Source organism: Nocardia sp. NPDC051787, assembly GCF_040681325.1.
Classification (GTDB): Bacteria; Actinomycetota; Actinomycetes; order Mycobacteriales; family Mycobacteriaceae; genus Nocardia.
The window spans coordinates 143,446-160,690 of the sequence record NZ_JBFAYO010000016.1 but is presented as its reverse complement, the minus strand read 5'-3'; the positions used below and the strand labels follow the sequence as shown (position 1 = coordinate 160,690).

The following is a 17,245-nucleotide window of genomic DNA, read 5'->3' as shown; positions in this document are numbered from 1 at the left end:
TGCTTAGGCTCCGAGCTATGGCAACCTCCATAGTCGATCCACCGATGCTGCTGGAACGACGTACCGCGCGCTTCCTCGCCCTGGCCGTGATCTGCCTGGCGGAATTGCTGGTCGTCCTGGACAACACCATCGTCAACGTGGCGCTGCCCTCCCTGGGCGTCGAACTATCCACCGGTATCAGCGGCCTGCAATGGGTCGTCGATGCGTACACGCTCAGCTTCGCCGGGCTTCTGCTCGCCTTCGGCAACCTCGGCGATCGCTATGGTCGCCGCCGCGTCATGATGATCGGCCTGATCGGCGTCGCCGTCATGTCGGTCGGCGGAGCTCTGTCGAACTCGATGGGAGCGGTCATCGCGGCACGCGCCGCCATGGGCGTCTTCGCTGCCGCCGTTTTCCCCGCGACGCTCGCCTTGATCATCAACATCTTCACCGACCGAAGGGAGCGCGCGCTCGCTGTCGGCGCGTGGACCGCCATGGCGGGCTTCGCGATCGCCATCGGCCCGATCTCGGGCGGGTGGCTGCTCGAGCACTTCACCTGGCACGCGGTGTTCTGGATCAACGTGCCTGCGGCGCTCATCGCGTTGGCCGCCACACTGATCTGGGTGCCCGAGTCACGATCGGATCGGGTGGGACGGCTCGACACGCTCGGCATCACGCTGTCCATCGCCGGCATCACGCTGCTGGTGTGGTCGATTATCGAAGCCCCGCGCCATGGCTGGCTGTCGGTGACCACACTCGGCGTCGGCGCGTTCGGCGCTGTGCTGCTCGCCACATTCATCGCCTGGGAATTACGCACCCCCGCACCGATTCTCGATATGCGGCTGTTCCGCGACCGCCGGTTCTCGATGCCGGCCATGGCCATCGCGGTCGGTTATTTCTCGATGTTCGGATTCCTCTTCCTGATCACCCAGTACTTCCAGGGCGTCCGGGAATACACACCGCTCGAATTCGGCATCGCGTCTTTGCCTTTCGCGTTCTCGGTGGCGATCGGCGCGCCGATCGCGACGCTGCTCGGGCAGCGGCTCGGCACCACGCCCGTCATCGTGTTCGGTCTGCTGCTGACCGGTCTGGGCCTGTATCTCGGTGGCCAGGTCACTGTGGACAGCGCGTATGTGACCGATGTGCTGCCATCCATGGTCTCGATGGCGCTCGGCCTGGCCATCGTGCAGGGCCCGGCCACCGAATCCATCATGGGTTCGCTTCCGCTGAACGAGGCGGGCGCCGGGTCGGCGGTCAACGACACCACCCGCGAGATCGGCGGCACGCTCGGCGTCGCCGTGCTCGGCTCGATCGTGGCCTCGTACTACAGCACCCGGATCGGGCCGCGCATCGATGCCGTACCGGCCGGGATGATGAACGACACCGAGAAGGGGCTGGTGAAGGCCAGCCTGCTGAGCGTCATCGAAATGCGCAAACGACCACTGGCTCCGTTCTTCGAAACGCAGCGAGAGAACTTGATCATCGCCATGAAGACCGCGATGCTCCAGGGTTCGCATGCCGCGTCGCTGGTGGCCGCAAGCGCGGTCATCGGGTGCGCGGTCCTCGTAGCCGTCGTCCTGCCCTGGGGCGTGCCGGATCGCGATGCCGTGTTGCTCGGATGGCGCAAATCCACGCAGCCGCAGGAAGATCCGGCGCGGTAGCGCCCACTGGACACCGCCGCCGACCCAGGATGCCGCGCCGGGGCAGGATACGGGCGGCGGGGCGCCGGTACACGGGCTGCCCGTCCGTGTACCGGCGCGTGGCGTTCTCAGGGCGTTGCGCGCTGCGCGTGCCGTGCGAGCCGACGCAATACCGCGGACGCGCCGGACCGGAATTCGGCGTCAGCGATCAGTCCATCCCGGCCGACGTCGTGGCGAAGTACCGGCAGGCGCCGGCAGGCGCCGAGATCGACGTCGGCGCCTACATATGCGAGCACGCTCCGCAGAGTCGCGGTCGCGCCGTCACCCCGGCCGACCGGCGCGACAGTGATCCATGCGACCGGCTTCTCGTAGAGGTCACCGGTGCCGACTGTCCAGTCGAGCAGGTTCTTCAGGCTGCCGGGCAGCGTGCCCGCGTATTCCGGCGTGGAGAACAGGACCGCATCGGCGTCCGAGAGCTGTTCACGCAGTGCGAGAACAGACGGATGCGCCGAGCCGTCGTCGTCCGGGGCGAAGGCGGGCAATGCCGCTAGGTCGTCGTACCACCGGGTTCTGATGCCGTCCGGGGCAATCGCCGAGACCGTGCGCAATGCGGCGGAATTGGTGGACGCGGAGCGAGTGCTGCCGGAGATCAACAGGACGACTGTCACATCGAACGCAACCACGCCGCCGGGCGAATTAGTCCGGAAAGAGCAATGGCGGGAACGCGAAACGCGTTCCCGCCATTGCGGTGGTGTTCAGGTGCTGCTTACGCGTCCTCGTCGAGGAGGTTGCGGGTGCGGTTCGGGTCCACCGGGATGCCCGGTCCGGTGTTCGTCGAGACCGTCACCTTCTTGACGTAGCGGCCCTTGGCGGTCGACGGCTTGGCGCGCAGGATCTCGTCCAGCGCGGCGCCGTAGTTCTCCACCAGCTTGGTGTCGTCGAAGGACGCCTTGCCGATCACGAAGTGCAGGTTGGCCTGCTTGTCGACGCGGAAGTTGATCTTGCCACCCTTGATGTCGTTGACCGCCTTGGTCACGTCGGTGGTGACCGTGCCCGTCTTCGGGTTCGGCATCAGACCGCGCGGGCCGAGGACACGCGCGATGCGTCCGACCTTGGCCATCTGGTCGGGGGTGGCGATCGCGGCGTCGAAGTCCAGCCAGCCGCCCTGGATCCGCTCGATCAGATCCTCGGCGCCGACGGCGTCGGCGCCGGCGGCCTCGGCCTCGGCGGCCTTCTCGCCGGCCGCGAACACGATGACGCGGGCGGTCTTACCGGTGCCGTGCGGCAGGTTGACGGTGCCGCGGACCATCTGGTCGGCCTTGCGGGGATCCACACCGAGACGCACGGCGACCTCGACGGTCGCGTCGGTCTTGGTGCTGGCGGTGTCCTTCGCCAGGCGCGCGGCGGCCAGCGGGGAGTAGAGCTTGGTGCGATCGACCTTCTCGGCCGCGGCGAGATATGCCTTGCTTCGTTTTGCCATGATTCTCTGTCCTTGTGTGTGGTTCAGATGTGGTTATCGGGCCTGGCCGGCCCTCCCACCGTGCGGCGAGTGCGCTCAGCCCTCGACGGTGATGCCCATCGAACGCGCGGTACCCGCGATGATCTTGGCCGCCTGATCGAGATCGTTGGCGTTCAGATCTTCCTGCTTGGTCTTGGCGATCTCGCGCACCTGGTCCATGGTCACCTTGGCGACCTTGTTGCGGTGCGGCTCGGCCGAGCCCTTCTGCACGCCCGCGGCCTTGAGCAGCAGCTTGGCGGCCGGCGGGGTCTTCAGCTTGAAGTCGAAGGACCGGTCCTCGTACACCGAGATCTCGACCGGGATGACGTTGCCGCGCTGCGACTCGGTCGCGGCGTTGTACGCCTTGCAGAACTCCATGATATTGACGCCGTGCTGACCGAGCGCGGGGCCGACCGGAGGGGCCGGGTTCGCCTGGCCGGCCTGGATCTGAAGCTTGATGATCCCGGCGAGCTTCTTCTTCTTGGGGGGCATCTTTCTTTCCTAGGTGGTTGTAGTCCTTGCTCTTTGCAAGTCGTGGTGTTGCGATCCTCGGCCGGGGATTCACCCTGCCGCTGAAAGAACGGGTCTAGATCTTCGCGACCTGGGTGAACGCCAGCTCGACCGGCGTCTCGCGGCCGAAGATCGACACGAGCACCTTGAGCTTCTGCTGTTCGGCGTTGACCTCGGAGATGCTGGCGGGCAGCGTCGCGAACGGGCCGTCCATCACCGTCACCGACTCGCCGACCTCGAAATCGACCTCGATGACCGGCTTCGGCGCGACCTCGCCGCCCGCGGTCTCGGTGGTCGCCACGGCGGCGGCCGCGGCCGGCTTCTTCTGCTGCTGCGCGGCCGGGACCAGGAACTTCACCACGTCGTCGATGGACAGCGGCGACGGGCGCGAAGTGGCGCCGACGAATCCGGTGACACCGGGGGTGTTGCGCACGGCGCCCCACGACTCGTCGTTGAGCTCCATCCGGACCAGGATGTAGCCGGGCAGCACCTTGCGGTTGACGTGCTTACGCTGGCCGTTCTTGATCTCGGTGACCTCTTCGGTGGGCACCTCGACCTGGAAGATGTAGTCCTCCAGGTCCAGGTTCTGCACGCGGGTCTCGAGGTTGGCCTTCACCTTGTTCTCGTAGCCCGCGTAGGAGTGGATGACATACCACTCGCCGGGGGCGCGCCGCAGCACGGCCTTCATCTCGGCGACGGGATCGGCGGGCTCGGCATCGACAGCAGCGGTGGGGGCGGACTCAGCGGGCTCCGATTCCTCGACCGGGGACTCGTCGGTCGCGAACTCCTCGACGGAGTCGGTGGGCTCGGCCACCGCGTCGTCGGCCGGGAACTTGTCGTGTGTGTCGTTCTCCGGGGTGCTCACTGGGGCACTCGCTTCCTGTGTCGTCACGTACATCCTCTGCGTGCCGGGACGGGCGCGGCGAAATGCTTCCGCCCGTGTCCGCCCCGGGATCGGCTACCGGCTTCGGCGTCGTTCAGCTAGCCGAACAGCCAGTTGACACCCTTGATGAACGCCAGATCCAACCCGCTGATGAACGCGACCATGAAAATCACGAACACCAGAACAACGCTCGTATAGGTGACCATCTGCTTCCGGTTGGGCCAGATCACCTTGCGCAGTTCCGCGATGACCTCACGCAGGAACTTGATCAAACGCTTGAACGGATTACCCGGCTTGCGTTCGGCCCGATCGGTTGTCTTGGCTGCCTTCCGCGACGGGCGGTCGAGCGTGGCGATCGCGCCCGTGTCGGCCGGCGAGGACGTGCGAGTCCGCCGGGCGGATCGCTTACCGCTCGGCCGAGTCGCTGCGGCGGCGCCATCGCCTTCGTCGGCATGTGCGCCGCGGCGAGTGTCCCGCTCGTCCACGTCGATCCTCTCTCGTCGCTGGCATCCAGGGCAGGGGCGACAGGACTTGAACCTGCAACCTGCGGTTTTGGAGACCGCTGCTCTGCCAGTTGAGCTACGCCCCTTCGGTCGGACGGAGTGAGCTGTCCAACCACTCTTCGATATTCAGTTGTGTCCAGGTCTCACACAACACGCGCGCCACTCCGGCAGTTGCCGGCCCCGTCGGCGATCCTCGCGGACCGCCTGGAACCAGCCCTACAGAGCAGCGCGCAGCGGCTGGTGACCCCAGAAACCTGAGTGTACGTTACCGTGCGCGCCATTAGCCAATCAGGGTCGGCCGACCAGGTCAGGCCAGTTGCACCGTCGCGGTCGCGCGGCCGAAGATCTTCTTTCCCGCCGACTTCGCCACGATGGCCACGACCGCGGTCTTGGCCTCCGGATCGACCGACTTCACCTTACCGGTGTACTCGACCTCGGCGGCCTCGTCGGTGCCCACGTAGACCGGGCTGGTGAAGCGAACGTTGTACTCCTTGACCGCGCCGGGATCGCCGAGCCAGGAGGTGACGAAGCCGCCGCCGAGGCCCATGGTGAGCATGCCGTGCGCGACGACGTTGTCCAGGCCGACCAGCTTCACGACCTCGTCGCTCCAGTGGATCGGGTTGGCGTCGCCGGAGACGCCCGCGTAGTTCACCAGATCGCCGCGGGTGAGCCGGACGGTGCGCGCAGGCAGTTCGTCGCCGACCGACACGTCCTCGAAGCGGACGGCGTGCTTGGTGCGGACCCCTTCGGCGGCGGGAGCGACCGGCGCGGGCACCTCGACCGCGGGGGCGCTGCGCGGGGCGTGTGCGGGTGCCTCCTCGCCGATGCCGTGCATGAGCACGTTGCGGACGGCGGCGGTGAGGTTCGGGTCGATGTCGCCGCCGCTGCGGCCGACGAGCGTGGTGTAGGTGGTGAGCACCAGTTCGTCGTTCTGCGCGGTGACGATGTTCTTGGTCACGATGATGTCGCCACCGAAGGCCTGCCGGAACGAGTGCAGGTAGACGTCGCAGGTGAGTTGGTCGCCGACCTTGATCGGGCGGTGGAACTCCAGGATCTGGTCGGTTTGCATGATCTGGCTGAGGTCGTAGCCGGTGACGACCTGTTCGAACAGCTTGCGCTGGGCCAGGATGCCGACCAGGGAGATGAACGTGACCGGCGCGAGCAGGTTGTCGTAGCCGTATTCCTGGGCCACGTCCTCGTCCCAGTGCACCGGGTGGTAGTCCTGCACGGCGCGGGCGTATTCCCGCACCTTTTCGCGGCCGACCTCGTAGTAGTCGTCGACGCGGTAGTGGTGACCGACCATCGCCGCGGCGTGGGCCGCGGGGTCGAGCGCCTCGCCCGTCTGGACCGCTTCGTCTGTACCGGTGTTGATTGTCACGGGAGGACTGTACCTATCTGACCCCGATGCCACGGAGTCGGTGGAGCGCTCGCCACCGCACCTACCGTGAAAATGCGTCAGGGCCGGACTATTGTCCGGCCCTCGCGGTGTCACGGCCCGAGATACCGGGATGCGACTCCCGGCGCCATTCCACGCGGTAGTTCACGCGTGGAGAACTAGCGGGATTCGCGATGCGCCCGGTGCGTGCCGCAGTTCGGGCAGAACTTCTTCAGCTCGAGCCGGTCCGGATCGTTGCGCCGGTTCTTCTTGGTGATGTAATTGCGGTGCTTGCACTGCTCGCAGGCCAAGGTGATCTTTGGCCGGACATCGGTGGACTTCGCGGCCACGATATGCCTTCTTTCCGGTACCTGATGGGCTTGTATCGGTTGTGGTAGCGATGGCCGGACTTGAACCGGCGACACAACGATTATGAGTCGTTTGCTCTACCGACTGAGCTACACCGCCACGGCGTCGCATTGCCATGGTGCCGAGCCCAACCCGCAACTACGGGAGCGATGCCGAGTCGGTCACCACCGGCAATCCGGCGAGCCCCCTAACGGAATCGAACCGTTGACCTTTTCCTTACCATGGAAACGCTCTGCCGACTGAGCTAAGGGGGCATGACTACTCCCGCACCGAGCCCCAAACGCTCGACCCCAGCGCGGTGAAGTCTTGAACGAGGTTACACACTTACCGCTCTCACCACCAAACCGCGTGGTCAGAGTGGTGTTTTTGGCCGCGCGGGCGCGGCGTGTCCGCGACTTTTGTGGCTCACGCCCGAACGACCACCGCTGGCGACTTCGTCGCGCACGCGGCAGCCACTCGGACACGAGCCGGGCCACGAACAAGCAATGCTCGATATCGCTCCGCTCGGAAACGAGGGTCGAGCCAATCGGGTTGCGTGGAGTGGCAGAGGTAACACTAAGTGGTTTGCGGCTGTTCGGCCGTGCCCACTGCGTGTTGCATTCGTAGTTCGTGTCCGAGTACTGCGGTGCTGCGCGCTTGGAAACCCGTCACGGGAATGTACGCCGATGAACCGAACACGCAACCAACCAATCACCGGCGTACCCACAAACGCGGCCGCTTGGCCGACAACGCAACCACTGGAAGGGGGTCCGGGGGGCGAAGCCCCTCCGGGCGGGGCGTGGGGGTTGCACCCCCACAAGACAAGACGAAGCGAGCCCTGTACGCGCTTTCTGCGTACAGGGCTCGCCTATCGAGCGGAGTGGCAGGTGTAGGATTCGAACCTACGTAGGCTTTCACCGACAGATTTACAGTCTGCTCCCATTGGCCGCTCGGGCAACCTGCCGTTCGCGCATTGTTTCCGCGCGCTGAGCAGAATACATCGAACCCGCACCCTTAATGCAAACCGGCTGGCTATCGGCCGTGCGGCGCGACTACCCTCGGGCCTGGCGGGTAGAACTGACGATGGCCGGAAGCATCCGGTTCAGATGACCTGTCGACCGTCAGAACAGGAGCGCAGCGTGGCTGATTCGTCTTTCGATGTGGTGAGCAAGGTCGACCGGCAGGAGGTCGACAACGCCCTGCATCAGGCGGAGAAGGAGCTCAACACCCGCTACGACTTCCGCGGCACCGGCGCGTCCATCGAATGGTCCGGCGAGGACAAGATCGTGCTCACCGCCGAGGCGGAGGAGCGGGTCAAGGCCGCGCTGGAGGTGTTCAAGGAGAAGCTGATTCGCCGCGATATCTCGCTGAAGGCGTTCGACGCGGGCGAGCCGGTGTCCTCCGGCAAGGTGTACAAGATCACCGGTTCGCTGGTGCAGGGCATCGACTCCGAGCACGCGAAGAAGATCTCGAAGAAGATCCGCGACGAGGGCCCCAAGGGCGTGAAGGCGCAGATTCAGGGGGATGAGCTGCGGGTGACCAGCAAGAAGCGCGACGATCTACAGGCGGTCATCGCCCTGCTGAAGGGCGAGGATTTCGGCATCGCGCTCCAGTTCGTCAATTACCGCTGACCGTGGGCCGCAGCGCGGCCGGGTCGGTCGCGTTCAGCGCATCGACCAGGGTGTCTTCCTCGTAGTCGAAGTGCGTTTCCAATTCCGCTGCCAGGCCGTCGAATTCGGTACGCAGCCGAGCCGGGTCCGCCGGTTCCGGCGCGTCGAGGAGTGCCCGTAGGCCGGTCAGTGCCGGGCCACCGTGCCGTGTTCGCGATGCAGTCGCTCCACCACCGGCGCGAGTTCGGGCCGCAGCCGGACCAGGGCCGGAAAGACGCCGTCTTCGTTGGTGTGATGTTCGCCGAGCGCACCGCAGAAAGCGACGCAGTGGGCACGCAGATCCTGCGGGAATGCGGGTTTCGCACTGGCACCGGGAGCGCGGAGGTATTCGTCGAGACCCGCGCGGACGGTGGCGAGGTCGCGGCGCAACTGGGCATGCACCTGGCGCAAGTGGTCGCCGATGGCCGCGGCACGCTGCTGAGCGGGCGCGGCCGCGTCCGGCGAGCCGACCATGAGCACACCCGCGGCTCCCGCCGCGACGGCCGCGGTGGCGCCCGCACCCGCCAGGAAGCGCCGCCTGCGCAGCTTCGGCTCCGGTACCGCTTGCAGTGCGACCACCGGGATGATTCGGTCGGTCACCGCTTGGTACGCGGCGAAGGCAGGGTCGTCGCTCGCCTGCGCGGCATAGGCTTTTGGGAGGTGTGTGGCGTGTCAACCGAGGAGCGGGCGGGACTCGGCGTCGATGAGGGCATCCGCACTCTGCTGCTGCTCATGCCCCGGGTGGTTGGGCGGGCCAAGAAGCTGGGCGTTCCGAAGGAACTGGAATCCTTCTCGCTCGCCCCTCGGCACCTATCGCTACTGGCCAATCTGGTATTCGATGGGCCGACCACGGTGACCGATCTGGCCGCGCGCCTGGAGGTGGCTCCGACGACGGTGAGCCTGATGGTCGGCGAACTCAGCAGACAGGGTGTGCTCGAGCGTGGCGCGGACCCCGACAACCGCAGGCGCACCATCGTCGCCATAGCGGCTGCCCACGAGAAGTCGGTGCACAAGTGGCTCGGCCGCAGCGCGCGAGCTTGGCGAACGGTGCTGGAACCACTCACACCGGAGCAGCGGCGGTTGTTCGTCGATACGTTCCGCGCCTACGAAGACCAGTTGGCCATGGACGATTGAGCCGAGCACCGGGAAGTCAGTACCGGCGCGGGCCGCCCGCCATCTCCTCGAGCCGTTCGACGCGTTCGGCAATGGGCGGGTGCGTGGAGAACCAGCGTGCGGCCCGCTCACCCGGGCGGAACGGGTTGGCGATCATCAGGTGCGATTGTGCCGCGAGCTTCGGTTCGGGCGGCAGCGGAGCAGCGTGGACACCACGCTCGATTTTGCGCAGCGCGGAGGCGAGCGCCAGCGGGTCGCCGGTGAGCTCGGCGCCGGACTGATCGGCTTGGTATTCGCGCGAACGGGACACGGCCAGCTTGATCAAGGTCGCGGCGATCGGACCGAGCAGCGACACCAGCAGCACGCCCAGGATGTTGGGGCCCGCACCGTTGCGGTTCCCGCCGAACATGGAGGCGAAGAAGGCCAGGTTGGCCAGACCGGAGATGACGGCCGCCAGCGCGCCGGCGATCGACGAGATAAGGATGTCACGGTTGTAGACGTGGGAGAGCTCGTGGCCGAGCACGGCGCGTAATTCCCGCTCGTCGAGAATCTGCAGGATGCCGCTGGTGCAGCAGACCGCGGCATGCCGAGGGCTGCGCCCGGTGGCGAACGCGTTGGGCGCGTTCGTGGGGCTGATGTACAGCCGCGGCATCGGCTGGCGGGCGGTGGTGGCCAGTTCGCGCACGATCCGGTAGATGACCGGCGCCTCCAGCTCACTGACCGGCTGGGCGTGCATCGCCTTCAACGCGATCTTGTCGCTGTTGAAGTAGGCGTACGCGTTCATCCCGACCGCAAGCAGGATCGCGATGATCAGGATCGTCGGGCTGCGGAACATGGCACCCGCGAACACGATCAAGGCCGAGAGGCCCACCATCAGCCCGAAGGTTTTCAGTCCGTTCGCAAACCCGTGCCCGTGCATATGTCTCCCTTGGCCACTCCCCCGTTCACCGAGTTGCCTTACAGCAGATAAACGATAGAAGCCCCAGGCAAAGTTCCGGTGAACCCACACCGCCCCGAACTACCCGCGGCGATCACGTACTGGGTCGTGAATAGGCTCCCCGCGCGACGCAACCACACCGGCCCCACCCCAGCTTTCGAGCGCAGCGAAAGCGCGCATTGCCGCGAACACGCCGTGCCCGCGCGGCCGATATTTCAGCCCACGCGTTCGATGGTGTAGCGGACCAGTCGCTGGAGTGCGTCGTTGGCGGGGCCGTCGGGCAGCGCGGCCAGCTCGGTGTTGGCGAGATCAGCGTAGCCTTGCAGCTTCTCCTTGGCCAGCACCATGCCGCGGGAGCGGGCGAGCAGATCGAGCGCCTCGGCCACCTCGTCGTCGGTTTCCAGCGGGCGGGCCAGCAGCTTGCGCAGGCGATCGCCGTCTGCGCCCTCTTCGCGCAGCGCGTACAGCACCGGCAGGGTATGCACGCCTTCGCGCAGGTCGGTGCCGGGTGTTTTGCCGGACTGCTCGGAGGCCGAGGAGATGTCGATGATGTCGTCGGAGATCTGGAAGGCGGTGCCGACCGCGTCGCCGAGGCGGGCCAGTCGCTCGACGTGCTCGGGGTCGGCGCCGGAGAAGGTGCCGCCGAAGCGTCCGGCGGCGGCGATGAGCGAGCCGGTCTTCTCCCACACCACGCGCAGGTAGTGCTCGACCGGGTCCTGGGACTCGCGGGCGCCCATGGTCTCGCGCATCTGACCGGTGACGAGTTCGGCGAAGGTCTCGGCGATGATGCGCACGGCGTCCGGGCCGAGGGTGGAGGTGAGCCGGGAGGCGTGCGCGAACAGGTAGTCCCCTGCGAGGATGGCGATGTTGTTGCCCCACCGCGAGTTCACGCTCGGGGCGCCGCGGCGCATCGGGGCCTCGTCCATGACGTCGTCGTGGTACAGCGTGGCCAGATGCACCAGCTCCACCACGGTGCCCGCGGTGATCAGATCGGGATCGGTCGGGCGCGGCCCGAGCTGTCCGGTGAGGATGGTGAACAACGGCCTGAACCGCTTGCCACCCGCCTTGGCCAGGTGTAACGCGGCTTCCTGGAGGAATTCCGCACCGTCGGACAGCTCGTCGACCAGGAGTCTTTCGACCTTCGCCAAGCCGTCGCGCACCGTTGCGGCGAGCTCGTCGTCACCGAGATCGACGCCGGCCACCACCGTGCTCTCGGCGCTGCCGACACCGCCGTGCGCGTCCACGATTCGCTCGCTGCGCTCACTCATGGCCGATCTGCTCATTTCTTCTCCCAGCGATGCGTCCGACCCCACGGTAGAGAACCTAGCGTGTCCCCGGCCGATGGCCCATGAACACCGTCACTCCGCGGCGGATCTGTCTTGTCGCCGTTCGCCGTCAGGGCCGTCGGCGGGCCGAGCGCGACCGCCGTCGACAGGAACGAGACGGCCCTGCGAGTATGGAGCGCATGGGTTCACCGGAAGCGACTCCCGCGGGCGGCGACGAGGACGCGTTGCCCAGCCGGGCCGAGGTGCTGGTCGTCGGTGCTGGTCCCGCGGGCTCGGCGTCCGCCGCGTGGGCGGCCAGGGCGGGACGGGACGTGATGCTCGTCGACTCCGCGGTGTTCCCCAGGGACAAGACCTGCGGTGACGGCCTGACCCCGCGCGCGACCGCGGAGTTGGAGCAGCTCGGCCTCGGCGAGTGGGTGCGGGCGCACGTCGTCAACCACGGTTTACGGATGACCGGCTTCGGCCGCGAGGCGCTGCTGAGCTGGCCCGGCGGTTCCTTCCCGACCTACGGAAGCGCCGTTCCGCGAACCGAACTCGATGACAAGCTGCGCGAGACGGCGGTGAAGTCCGGGGCGCGCATGGTGGACGGAACGAAGGTGGTCGACGTCACCCGCGATGGCGACCGGGTCACCGGCGTGACGGTGCGCACGGCCGATGGCGTGCGAACGATCGCCTGCCGGACGCTGGTGGTCGCCGACGGGGTGCGCTCCCCGATCGGGCGCCTGCTCGGCCGCACCTGGCACCGGCAGTACGCCTACGGCACCGCGGCGCGTGCTTACATCAAATCCGGCCGCAGCGACGATCAGTGGATCACCTCGCACCTGGAGTTGCGCGACGCCTCAGGTGCCCTGGTTCCCGGGTACGGCTGGGTTTTCCCGCTCGGGAACGGCGAGGTGAACATCGGCGTGGGGTCGCTGGCCACGGAGCGGCGGCCCTCGCATATCGCGTTGAAACCGCTTCTGGCGCACTACACGGCGTTGCGCACGGAGGAATGGCAACTCGAGGGCTCGCTGCGCGCGGTGGCCTCGGCCCTGCTCCCGATGGGCGGCGCGGTCTCGAACGTCGCCGGCCGCAACTGGGTGCTGGTCGGCGACGCCGCAGGCTGTGTGAATCCGCTCAACGGCGAAGGCATCGACTACGGCCTGGAAGGTGGCCACCTGCTCGCCGACCTGCTGGACGAGTCCGACCTCACCACGATCTGGCCGCAGGTCTTGCGCGCACGCTATGGGCGTACTTTCTCGGTCGCGCGCCGGATCGCGGGGCTTGCCACCCATCCGCGCATGGTTCCGCTGGGCGGCCCACCGGTGATGCGCTCGAAGTACCTGCAGCGCACGGCCGTTCGCGTGATGGGCAACCTGGTCACCGACGAGGACGTGGACCTGACCGCGCGGGCTTGGCGAGCGGCGGGCCGGACGTCGATGCGCTTCGACGAACGACAGCCGTTCGCGTAGGAATCCTGGTGGCGCGATGGGCGAACAACCGGCTCGCGGATTGCCCCCGCTGTATCTGCTCCCGCATCTGCGCCGAGCCAGGGACCTCGCGGACCGGAATTACGCCGACCCGCTGAATCTGGACGAGCTGGCGGCGACCGCCGGGGTGTCCAAGTATCACTTCTTGCGCGCCTTCGCCGCGGTCTACGGTCTGACTCCGGCCGCGTATCTGGCGCAGCGGCGCATCGAGCGCGCGCAGGATCTCCTGCGGGCGACCAATCTCACGGTCACCGAGGTATGCATGATGGTCGGATACAGCAGCCTCGGCTCGTTCAGCAGCAAATTCCGCCAGCTGGTCGGGGTAACGCCGTCGCAGTATCAGGCGAAGTTCGCCGACGGAGCACCCCGCATTCCCGGCTGTTTCGTCTTCATGCACGGCCTCTCCGACCGCAAGCCCGCCGACTGAGCGAACGGAGCAATTTCGGAGAAGCCGCCGGTCATGTGCACGCCATAGCCTGGCCGCATGACGACGATCACAAATGTTTCCCTGGTCACGGTGTACGTGACGGATCAGGACGCGGCCAAGCAGTGGTACATCGACAAGCTCGGATTCGTCGAGTCCGCTGACGTCACGATGGGCGACAATGGCTTCCGGTGGGTCACGGTCGCGCACCCCGCACACCGGGAGCTGGAGATCACGCTCATGCTCCCGGGGCCGCCGCTGGACGAGAACTACGCCGACGCCGTCCGGCGCGCGCTGGCGAACGGCACGCACGGCTCGCTCGGCCTGCGGACCGAGAACTGTCAGAAGACTTTCGAAGAACTCACCGCCAAGGGTGTGGAGTTCATTCAGCCGCCCGCCGAGCGGCCATACGGGACCGAGGCGATCATTCGGGACAACTCGGGGAACTGGCTGGTCCTGGTGGAGCCGAAGGAATACTCGCCGCAGGACTTCGCGTAGTACCGGCCGGGCGATCGGGGCGTTGCCCCGGCTCGCGCTGGGGCAACGGACGGATTCGTCAGGCGGTCGGTTCGGTGGTCAGCCACTCCTCGATGAATTTGCGCTCGCTGTTGAGCACCCGGTGGTGCAGTTGTTCGGCGAGCGGCTCGATGGCGCCGCCGACCAAAGGCACCTTTACCTGCACGGTGCCTGCCACCTCGAGCTCGGAACCTTCGGCGGTGGAGCGCATTTCGTAGGTTCCGGACATGGCGGTGTTGATGCCGCCGGTGCTGGCCTCGAAGGAGCCCTTGGCGACCTCGCCGACCAGGGGCTGCCAGTTGTCGGTGCGGGAGAAGGTGAGTTCGCTCTTGAGCACCTTGCGCACCAGCGCGGGAACCTTGTCCTCCGCGGCCTTTTCGGTCATGTGGATACGGATGGTGCCCGCGCCGTCGGGGTGCGACACCTGCAGCGTCGCGGTCGGGGCGTCGGCGAAGCGAGCCTGCCAGACGTCGTCGGTGGTGATTGCCCGGTGGAGATCTTCGACCGGGACGGTGTAGGGCACGGTGAAGCTGAATTTTCGGGACATGGCCGCCACCGTAGCCGAGCCGGTCGGTAGCCTGTGGCGGTGTCGGAAACCAGCCAATCCACCGGGCGGCCGATCCGCCTGCGGCGGGCGAGGATCGGCGTGCTGATCGCCGCGACCGCCGTCAGCGTGCTGGTCGCGCTGCTGGTACTGGCCGCGTGGCGCAACGACTACCTGATCAGCTCCGACAAGGGCAGCACCACGGCCGAGGTGCTCTCGGCGGGGCGGCTGCGCTCGGCCGTCATGTACGTCACACCGGATGGTGAGACGCACAATCCGAAGGTCGGCGTGCTGTATCCGACCAACCTCACCGCGGGCGAGCGCATCCGCGTGGAGTACAGCCGCAGCGACCCCGACCTGGTGCGTGTGGAGGGCCGCGACGTGCGCGTCGCTATACCGCCCGCCTTGTCGGTCATCGTGGTGGTCTGGCTGCTCACGCTTCCGGCGTTGTGGCTGCTCACCCGCGCGAGCAAGCGCAGGCCCGCGCCGGTGAGCTGAGCCCGCCGACGGGGTGCGACCCCGAGGAGTTCGCCGGAACTTTCCGTGCGCTTCACTTCGGCGTGGCGGCGCGGCGCGGTGTAGCGGTCAGGCTGAGAGCGTGCGAGTAGCGATCGTCGCGGAGTCGTTTTTGCCGAATATGAACGGCGTCGTCAACTCCGTGCTGCGGGTGCTGGAGCACCTGGACCGGCACGGACACGACGCGCTGATCATCGCGCCGGACACCACGCGCGGGCTACCCGCCGCACCGCGCAGCTATGAGCGGTTCCCGGTCCACCGGGTGCCCGCAGTCATGGTCCCGAAGGTCAGTGCGCTCCCGGTCGGGCTGCCGCAACCGGGCATCGTCTCGGCCATCGACGACTTCGACGCCGACGTGGTCCATCTGGCCTCGCCGTTCCTGCTCGGGGCCGGCGGCCTCGGCGCGGCGCTGCGCCTGGACCTGCCGACCGTAGCGGTGTACCAGACCGACGTCGCCGGTTTCGCGAAGAGCTACGGCCTCGGGCTGGCGAGCCGGGCGGCCTGGGGATGGACCCGGCGCATCCACGAGGGCGCCACCCGCACTCTCGCCCCGTCCCGGGCCGCGGCGGAGGACCTGGCCAGGCACGGTATCCCGCGCGTGCACCGGTGGGGCCGTGGTGTCGACATCGCGCGTTTCACCCCGAGCGCCCGATCCGCCGCGTTGCGTGATGCCTGGTTCGGTGGGCGAGAGCGGCTGCTGGTCGGTTTCGTGGGGCGGGTCGCGCCGGAGAAGCACGTCGAGCGGCTTGCGGTGCTCGCCACCGACCCGGACATCCAGCTGGTCATCGTCGGTGACGGGCCGGAGCGTCGGCGGCTGGCCCGGATGATGCCGACCGCGGTGTTCACCGGCGAACTCGGCGGCGACGAGCTGGCCCAGGCGTACGCCAGCCTGGACGTGATGGTGCACGCGGGCGAGCACGAGACGTTCTGCCAGGGCGTGCAGGAGGCGCTGGCGTCGGGCGTCCCGGTGATCGGTCCCGACGCGGGTGGTCCGCGCGACCTGATCGCGCACTGCCGCAACGGCTACCTGCTTCCGGTGGACCGGTTCAGCGAACTGCTCCCCAGCGCCGTGGGGGCGCTGCACGATCCGGCGCTGCGAACCCGGTTCGCGGGCGCGGCCAGGAAATCGGTGCTGCCGCGCACCTGGCCCGCCATCTGCGGTCAACTGATGGGTCACTACGCCGAGGTGACCGGGACGCGGATCCGGCTGCCGCAATCGGCTTGACCGCGATCGGCGTGATCGACGCATCGTCGTGCCATGCTCGGTTCGTCCTGGCCGGGAGTTAGTGTCTTGACGTGGCGAAAACGCAATCGAACCGGGCCTCGTTGGACAAGCAGCCGCGGGAAGTCGCGGCGATGTTCGACGGCGTCGCCCGGCGATACGACCTGACCAACACGGTGATCTCCGCGGGGCAGGATCGCTACTGGCGCTGGGCGACCCGCAAAGCGCTCGCGCTGCGACCGGGTGAGCGGGCGCTCGATCTCGCGGCCGGGACCGGCGTGTCCACCCTGGAGCTGCGGAAATCCGGCGCGTGGTGCCTGGCGGCCGACTTCTCCAAGGGCATGCTCGCCGCGGGCCGGTTCCGCGATGTGCCGATGGTGGCCGCCGACGCGATGGCGCTGCCGTTCGCCGACAACTCCTTCGACGCGGTGACCATCTCGTTCGGGCTGCGCAACGTCGCGGACACCGACCTCGCGCTGCGGGAGATCCTGCGGGTCACCAAACCGGGCGGCAGGCTGGTGGTGTGTGAGTTCTCAACACCCGTCGTCCCGGTGTTCCGGACGCTGTATCTGGAGTACCTGATGAAGGCGCTGCCCAAGGTGGCGCGCGTGGTGAGCAGCAATCCCGACGCGTACGTCTACCTGGCCGAATCCATCCCCGACTGGCCGAACCAGCGCAGGCTGGCCATGCGGATCGCGGCTAACGGGTGGTCCTCGGTGAAGTGGCGTAACCTCACCGGCGGCGTCGTCGCCCTGCATCGCGCGTACAAACTCGGCTGAACCGGAGATCCCGATCACACCTCACCGCCGAATTTCGGCGCGGTGAGGAGGAAT

The 17,245-nt window shown here is 67.4% G+C and carries 20 protein-coding genes and 4 tRNA genes; 9 read left to right on the top strand and 15 right to left on the bottom strand.

Annotation, left to right across the window (positions count from 1 at the left end):
- Positions 1 to 17: 17 nt before the first annotated feature.
- Positions 18 to 1,640: an MFS transporter gene (locus AB0M45_RS19125; protein WP_364330392.1), complete on the top strand. Its 1,623-nt coding sequence runs from the start codon at positions 18 to 20 to the stop codon at positions 1,638 to 1,640.
- Positions 1,641 to 1,747: 107 nt separating this feature from the next.
- Here AB0M45_RS19125 and AB0M45_RS19120 read toward each other — a convergent pair whose 3' ends face one another.
- The 11 genes from AB0M45_RS19120 to AB0M45_RS19070 all read right to left on the bottom strand — a co-directional run bounded on the left by AB0M45_RS19120 (position 1,748) and on the right by AB0M45_RS19070 (position 7,700).
- Positions 1,748 to 2,287 (bottom strand): NAD(P)H-dependent oxidoreductase, encoded by a 540-nt coding sequence (locus AB0M45_RS19120; protein ID WP_364330389.1) that lies wholly within the window; start codon positions 2,285 to 2,287, stop codon positions 1,748 to 1,750.
- 98 nt (positions 2,288 to 2,385) lie between these two features.
- Entirely contained in the window at positions 2,386 to 3,099 is a 714-nt protein-coding gene (rplA, locus tag AB0M45_RS19115) for a 50S ribosomal protein L1 (protein ID WP_364330386.1), read from the bottom strand.
- A gap of 75 nt (positions 3,100 to 3,174) precedes the next feature.
- A complete protein-coding gene (gene rplK / locus AB0M45_RS19110) occupies positions 3,175 to 3,609 on the bottom strand; it encodes a 50S ribosomal protein L11 (protein WP_039802009.1) in 435 nt (144 codons plus the stop codon).
- 94 nt (positions 3,610 to 3,703) lie between these two features.
- The gene (gene nusG / locus AB0M45_RS19105; RefSeq protein ID WP_364330467.1) at positions 3,704 to 4,441 is read right to left on the bottom strand and encodes a transcription termination/antitermination protein NusG; all 738 of its coding nucleotides are present in this window, start codon (positions 4,439 to 4,441) and stop codon (positions 3,704 to 3,706) included.
- A gap of 167 nt (positions 4,442 to 4,608) precedes the next feature.
- Complete coding sequence (secE, locus tag AB0M45_RS19100) at positions 4,609 to 4,995, bottom strand: preprotein translocase subunit SecE (protein ID WP_364330382.1); 387 nt, start codon at positions 4,993 to 4,995, stop codon at positions 4,609 to 4,611.
- Between the two features lie 31 nt (positions 4,996 to 5,026).
- Positions 5,027 to 5,099, bottom strand: a tRNA-Trp gene (locus tag AB0M45_RS19095).
- 221 nt (positions 5,100 to 5,320) lie between these two features.
- Positions 5,321 to 6,385: a fused (3R)-hydroxyacyl-ACP dehydratase subunits HadA/HadB gene (locus AB0M45_RS19090; RefSeq protein ID WP_364330464.1), complete on the bottom strand. Its 1,065-nt coding sequence runs from the start codon at positions 6,383 to 6,385 to the stop codon at positions 5,321 to 5,323.
- A gap of 182 nt (positions 6,386 to 6,567) precedes the next feature.
- The gene (gene rpmG / locus AB0M45_RS19085; RefSeq protein ID WP_011211653.1) at positions 6,568 to 6,738 is read right to left on the bottom strand and encodes a 50S ribosomal protein L33; all 171 of its coding nucleotides are present in this window, start codon (positions 6,736 to 6,738) and stop codon (positions 6,568 to 6,570) included.
- Positions 6,739 to 6,780: 42 nt separating this feature from the next.
- Positions 6,781 to 6,856 (bottom strand) — tRNA-Met (locus AB0M45_RS19080).
- An 82-nt stretch (positions 6,857 to 6,938) separates the two neighbouring features.
- Positions 6,939 to 7,011 (bottom strand) — tRNA-Thr (locus tag AB0M45_RS19075).
- A 606-nt stretch (positions 7,012 to 7,617) separates the two neighbouring features.
- Positions 7,618 to 7,700, bottom strand: a tRNA-Tyr gene (locus tag AB0M45_RS19070).
- Between the two features lie 175 nt (positions 7,701 to 7,875).
- On the opposite strand from AB0M45_RS19070, the gene AB0M45_RS19065 reads away from it, so the two are divergent.
- Positions 7,876 to 8,367 (top strand): YajQ family cyclic di-GMP-binding protein, encoded by a 492-nt coding sequence (locus AB0M45_RS19065; RefSeq protein WP_195129371.1) that lies wholly within the window; start codon positions 7,876 to 7,878, stop codon positions 8,365 to 8,367.
- Positions 8,368 to 8,532: 165 nt separating this feature from the next.
- Here the strand turns inward: AB0M45_RS19065 and AB0M45_RS19060 are convergent, their stop codons facing one another.
- Positions 8,533 to 8,985, bottom strand: coding sequence for a hemerythrin domain-containing protein (locus AB0M45_RS19060; protein ID WP_364330377.1), 453 nt, complete (start codon positions 8,983 to 8,985; stop codon positions 8,533 to 8,535).
- Between the two features lie 69 nt (positions 8,986 to 9,054).
- Here AB0M45_RS19060 and AB0M45_RS19055 point away from each other — a divergent pair, with 69 nt between their 5' ends.
- Entirely contained in the window at positions 9,055 to 9,519 is a 465-nt protein-coding gene (locus AB0M45_RS19055) for a MarR family winged helix-turn-helix transcriptional regulator (protein ID WP_364330374.1), read from the top strand.
- A 16-nt stretch (positions 9,520 to 9,535) separates the two neighbouring features.
- Here AB0M45_RS19055 and htpX read toward each other — a convergent pair whose 3' ends face one another.
- Both htpX and AB0M45_RS19045 read right to left on the bottom strand, forming a co-directional pair.
- Positions 9,536 to 10,417, bottom strand: a complete 882-nt coding sequence (gene htpX / locus AB0M45_RS19050; RefSeq protein ID WP_364330371.1) for a zinc metalloprotease HtpX — start codon at positions 10,415 to 10,417, stop codon at positions 9,536 to 9,538.
- Positions 10,418 to 10,650: 233 nt separating this feature from the next.
- Positions 10,651 to 11,703 carry a polyprenyl synthetase family protein gene (locus AB0M45_RS19045; protein ID WP_364330368.1) on the bottom strand — a complete coding sequence of 351 codons (1,053 nt, stop codon included), beginning with the start codon at positions 11,701 to 11,703 and terminating at the stop codon, positions 10,651 to 10,653.
- 197 nt (positions 11,704 to 11,900) lie between these two features.
- Here AB0M45_RS19045 and AB0M45_RS19040 point away from each other — a divergent pair, with 197 nt between their 5' ends.
- The 3 genes from AB0M45_RS19040 to AB0M45_RS19030 are packed head-to-tail and all read left to right on the top strand — an operon-like array spanning position 11,901 to position 14,112.
- Complete coding sequence (locus tag AB0M45_RS19040) at positions 11,901 to 13,172, top strand: geranylgeranyl reductase family protein (RefSeq protein WP_364330365.1); 1,272 nt, start codon at positions 11,901 to 11,903, stop codon at positions 13,170 to 13,172.
- Between the two features lie 16 nt (positions 13,173 to 13,188).
- Positions 13,189 to 13,617, top strand: coding sequence for an AraC family transcriptional regulator (locus AB0M45_RS19035; RefSeq protein WP_364330362.1), 429 nt, complete (start codon positions 13,189 to 13,191; stop codon positions 13,615 to 13,617).
- A gap of 57 nt (positions 13,618 to 13,674) precedes the next feature.
- Positions 13,675 to 14,112 (top strand): VOC family protein, encoded by a 438-nt coding sequence (locus AB0M45_RS19030; RefSeq protein WP_364330359.1) that lies wholly within the window; start codon positions 13,675 to 13,677, stop codon positions 14,110 to 14,112.
- A gap of 58 nt (positions 14,113 to 14,170) precedes the next feature.
- Here the strand turns inward: AB0M45_RS19030 and AB0M45_RS19025 are convergent, their stop codons facing one another.
- A complete protein-coding gene (locus AB0M45_RS19025; protein ID WP_364330356.1) occupies positions 14,171 to 14,677 on the bottom strand; it encodes a DUF2505 domain-containing protein in 507 nt (168 codons plus the stop codon).
- A 39-nt stretch (positions 14,678 to 14,716) separates the two neighbouring features.
- Here AB0M45_RS19025 and AB0M45_RS19020 point away from each other — a divergent pair, with 39 nt between their 5' ends.
- From AB0M45_RS19020 to AB0M45_RS19010, 3 genes are all read left to right on the top strand, one after another.
- Positions 14,717 to 15,172: a DUF3592 domain-containing protein gene (locus tag AB0M45_RS19020; RefSeq protein WP_364330354.1), complete on the top strand. Its 456-nt coding sequence runs from the start codon at positions 14,717 to 14,719 to the stop codon at positions 15,170 to 15,172.
- 100 nt (positions 15,173 to 15,272) lie between these two features.
- Positions 15,273 to 16,415 carry a glycosyltransferase family 1 protein gene (locus AB0M45_RS19015; RefSeq protein ID WP_364330351.1) on the top strand — a complete coding sequence of 381 codons (1,143 nt, stop codon included), beginning with the start codon at positions 15,273 to 15,275 and terminating at the stop codon, positions 16,413 to 16,415.
- Between the two features lie 71 nt (positions 16,416 to 16,486).
- Entirely contained in the window at positions 16,487 to 17,191 is a 705-nt protein-coding gene (locus AB0M45_RS19010) for a demethylmenaquinone methyltransferase (RefSeq protein WP_364330348.1), read from the top strand.
- Positions 17,192 to 17,245 lie beyond the last annotated feature (54 nt).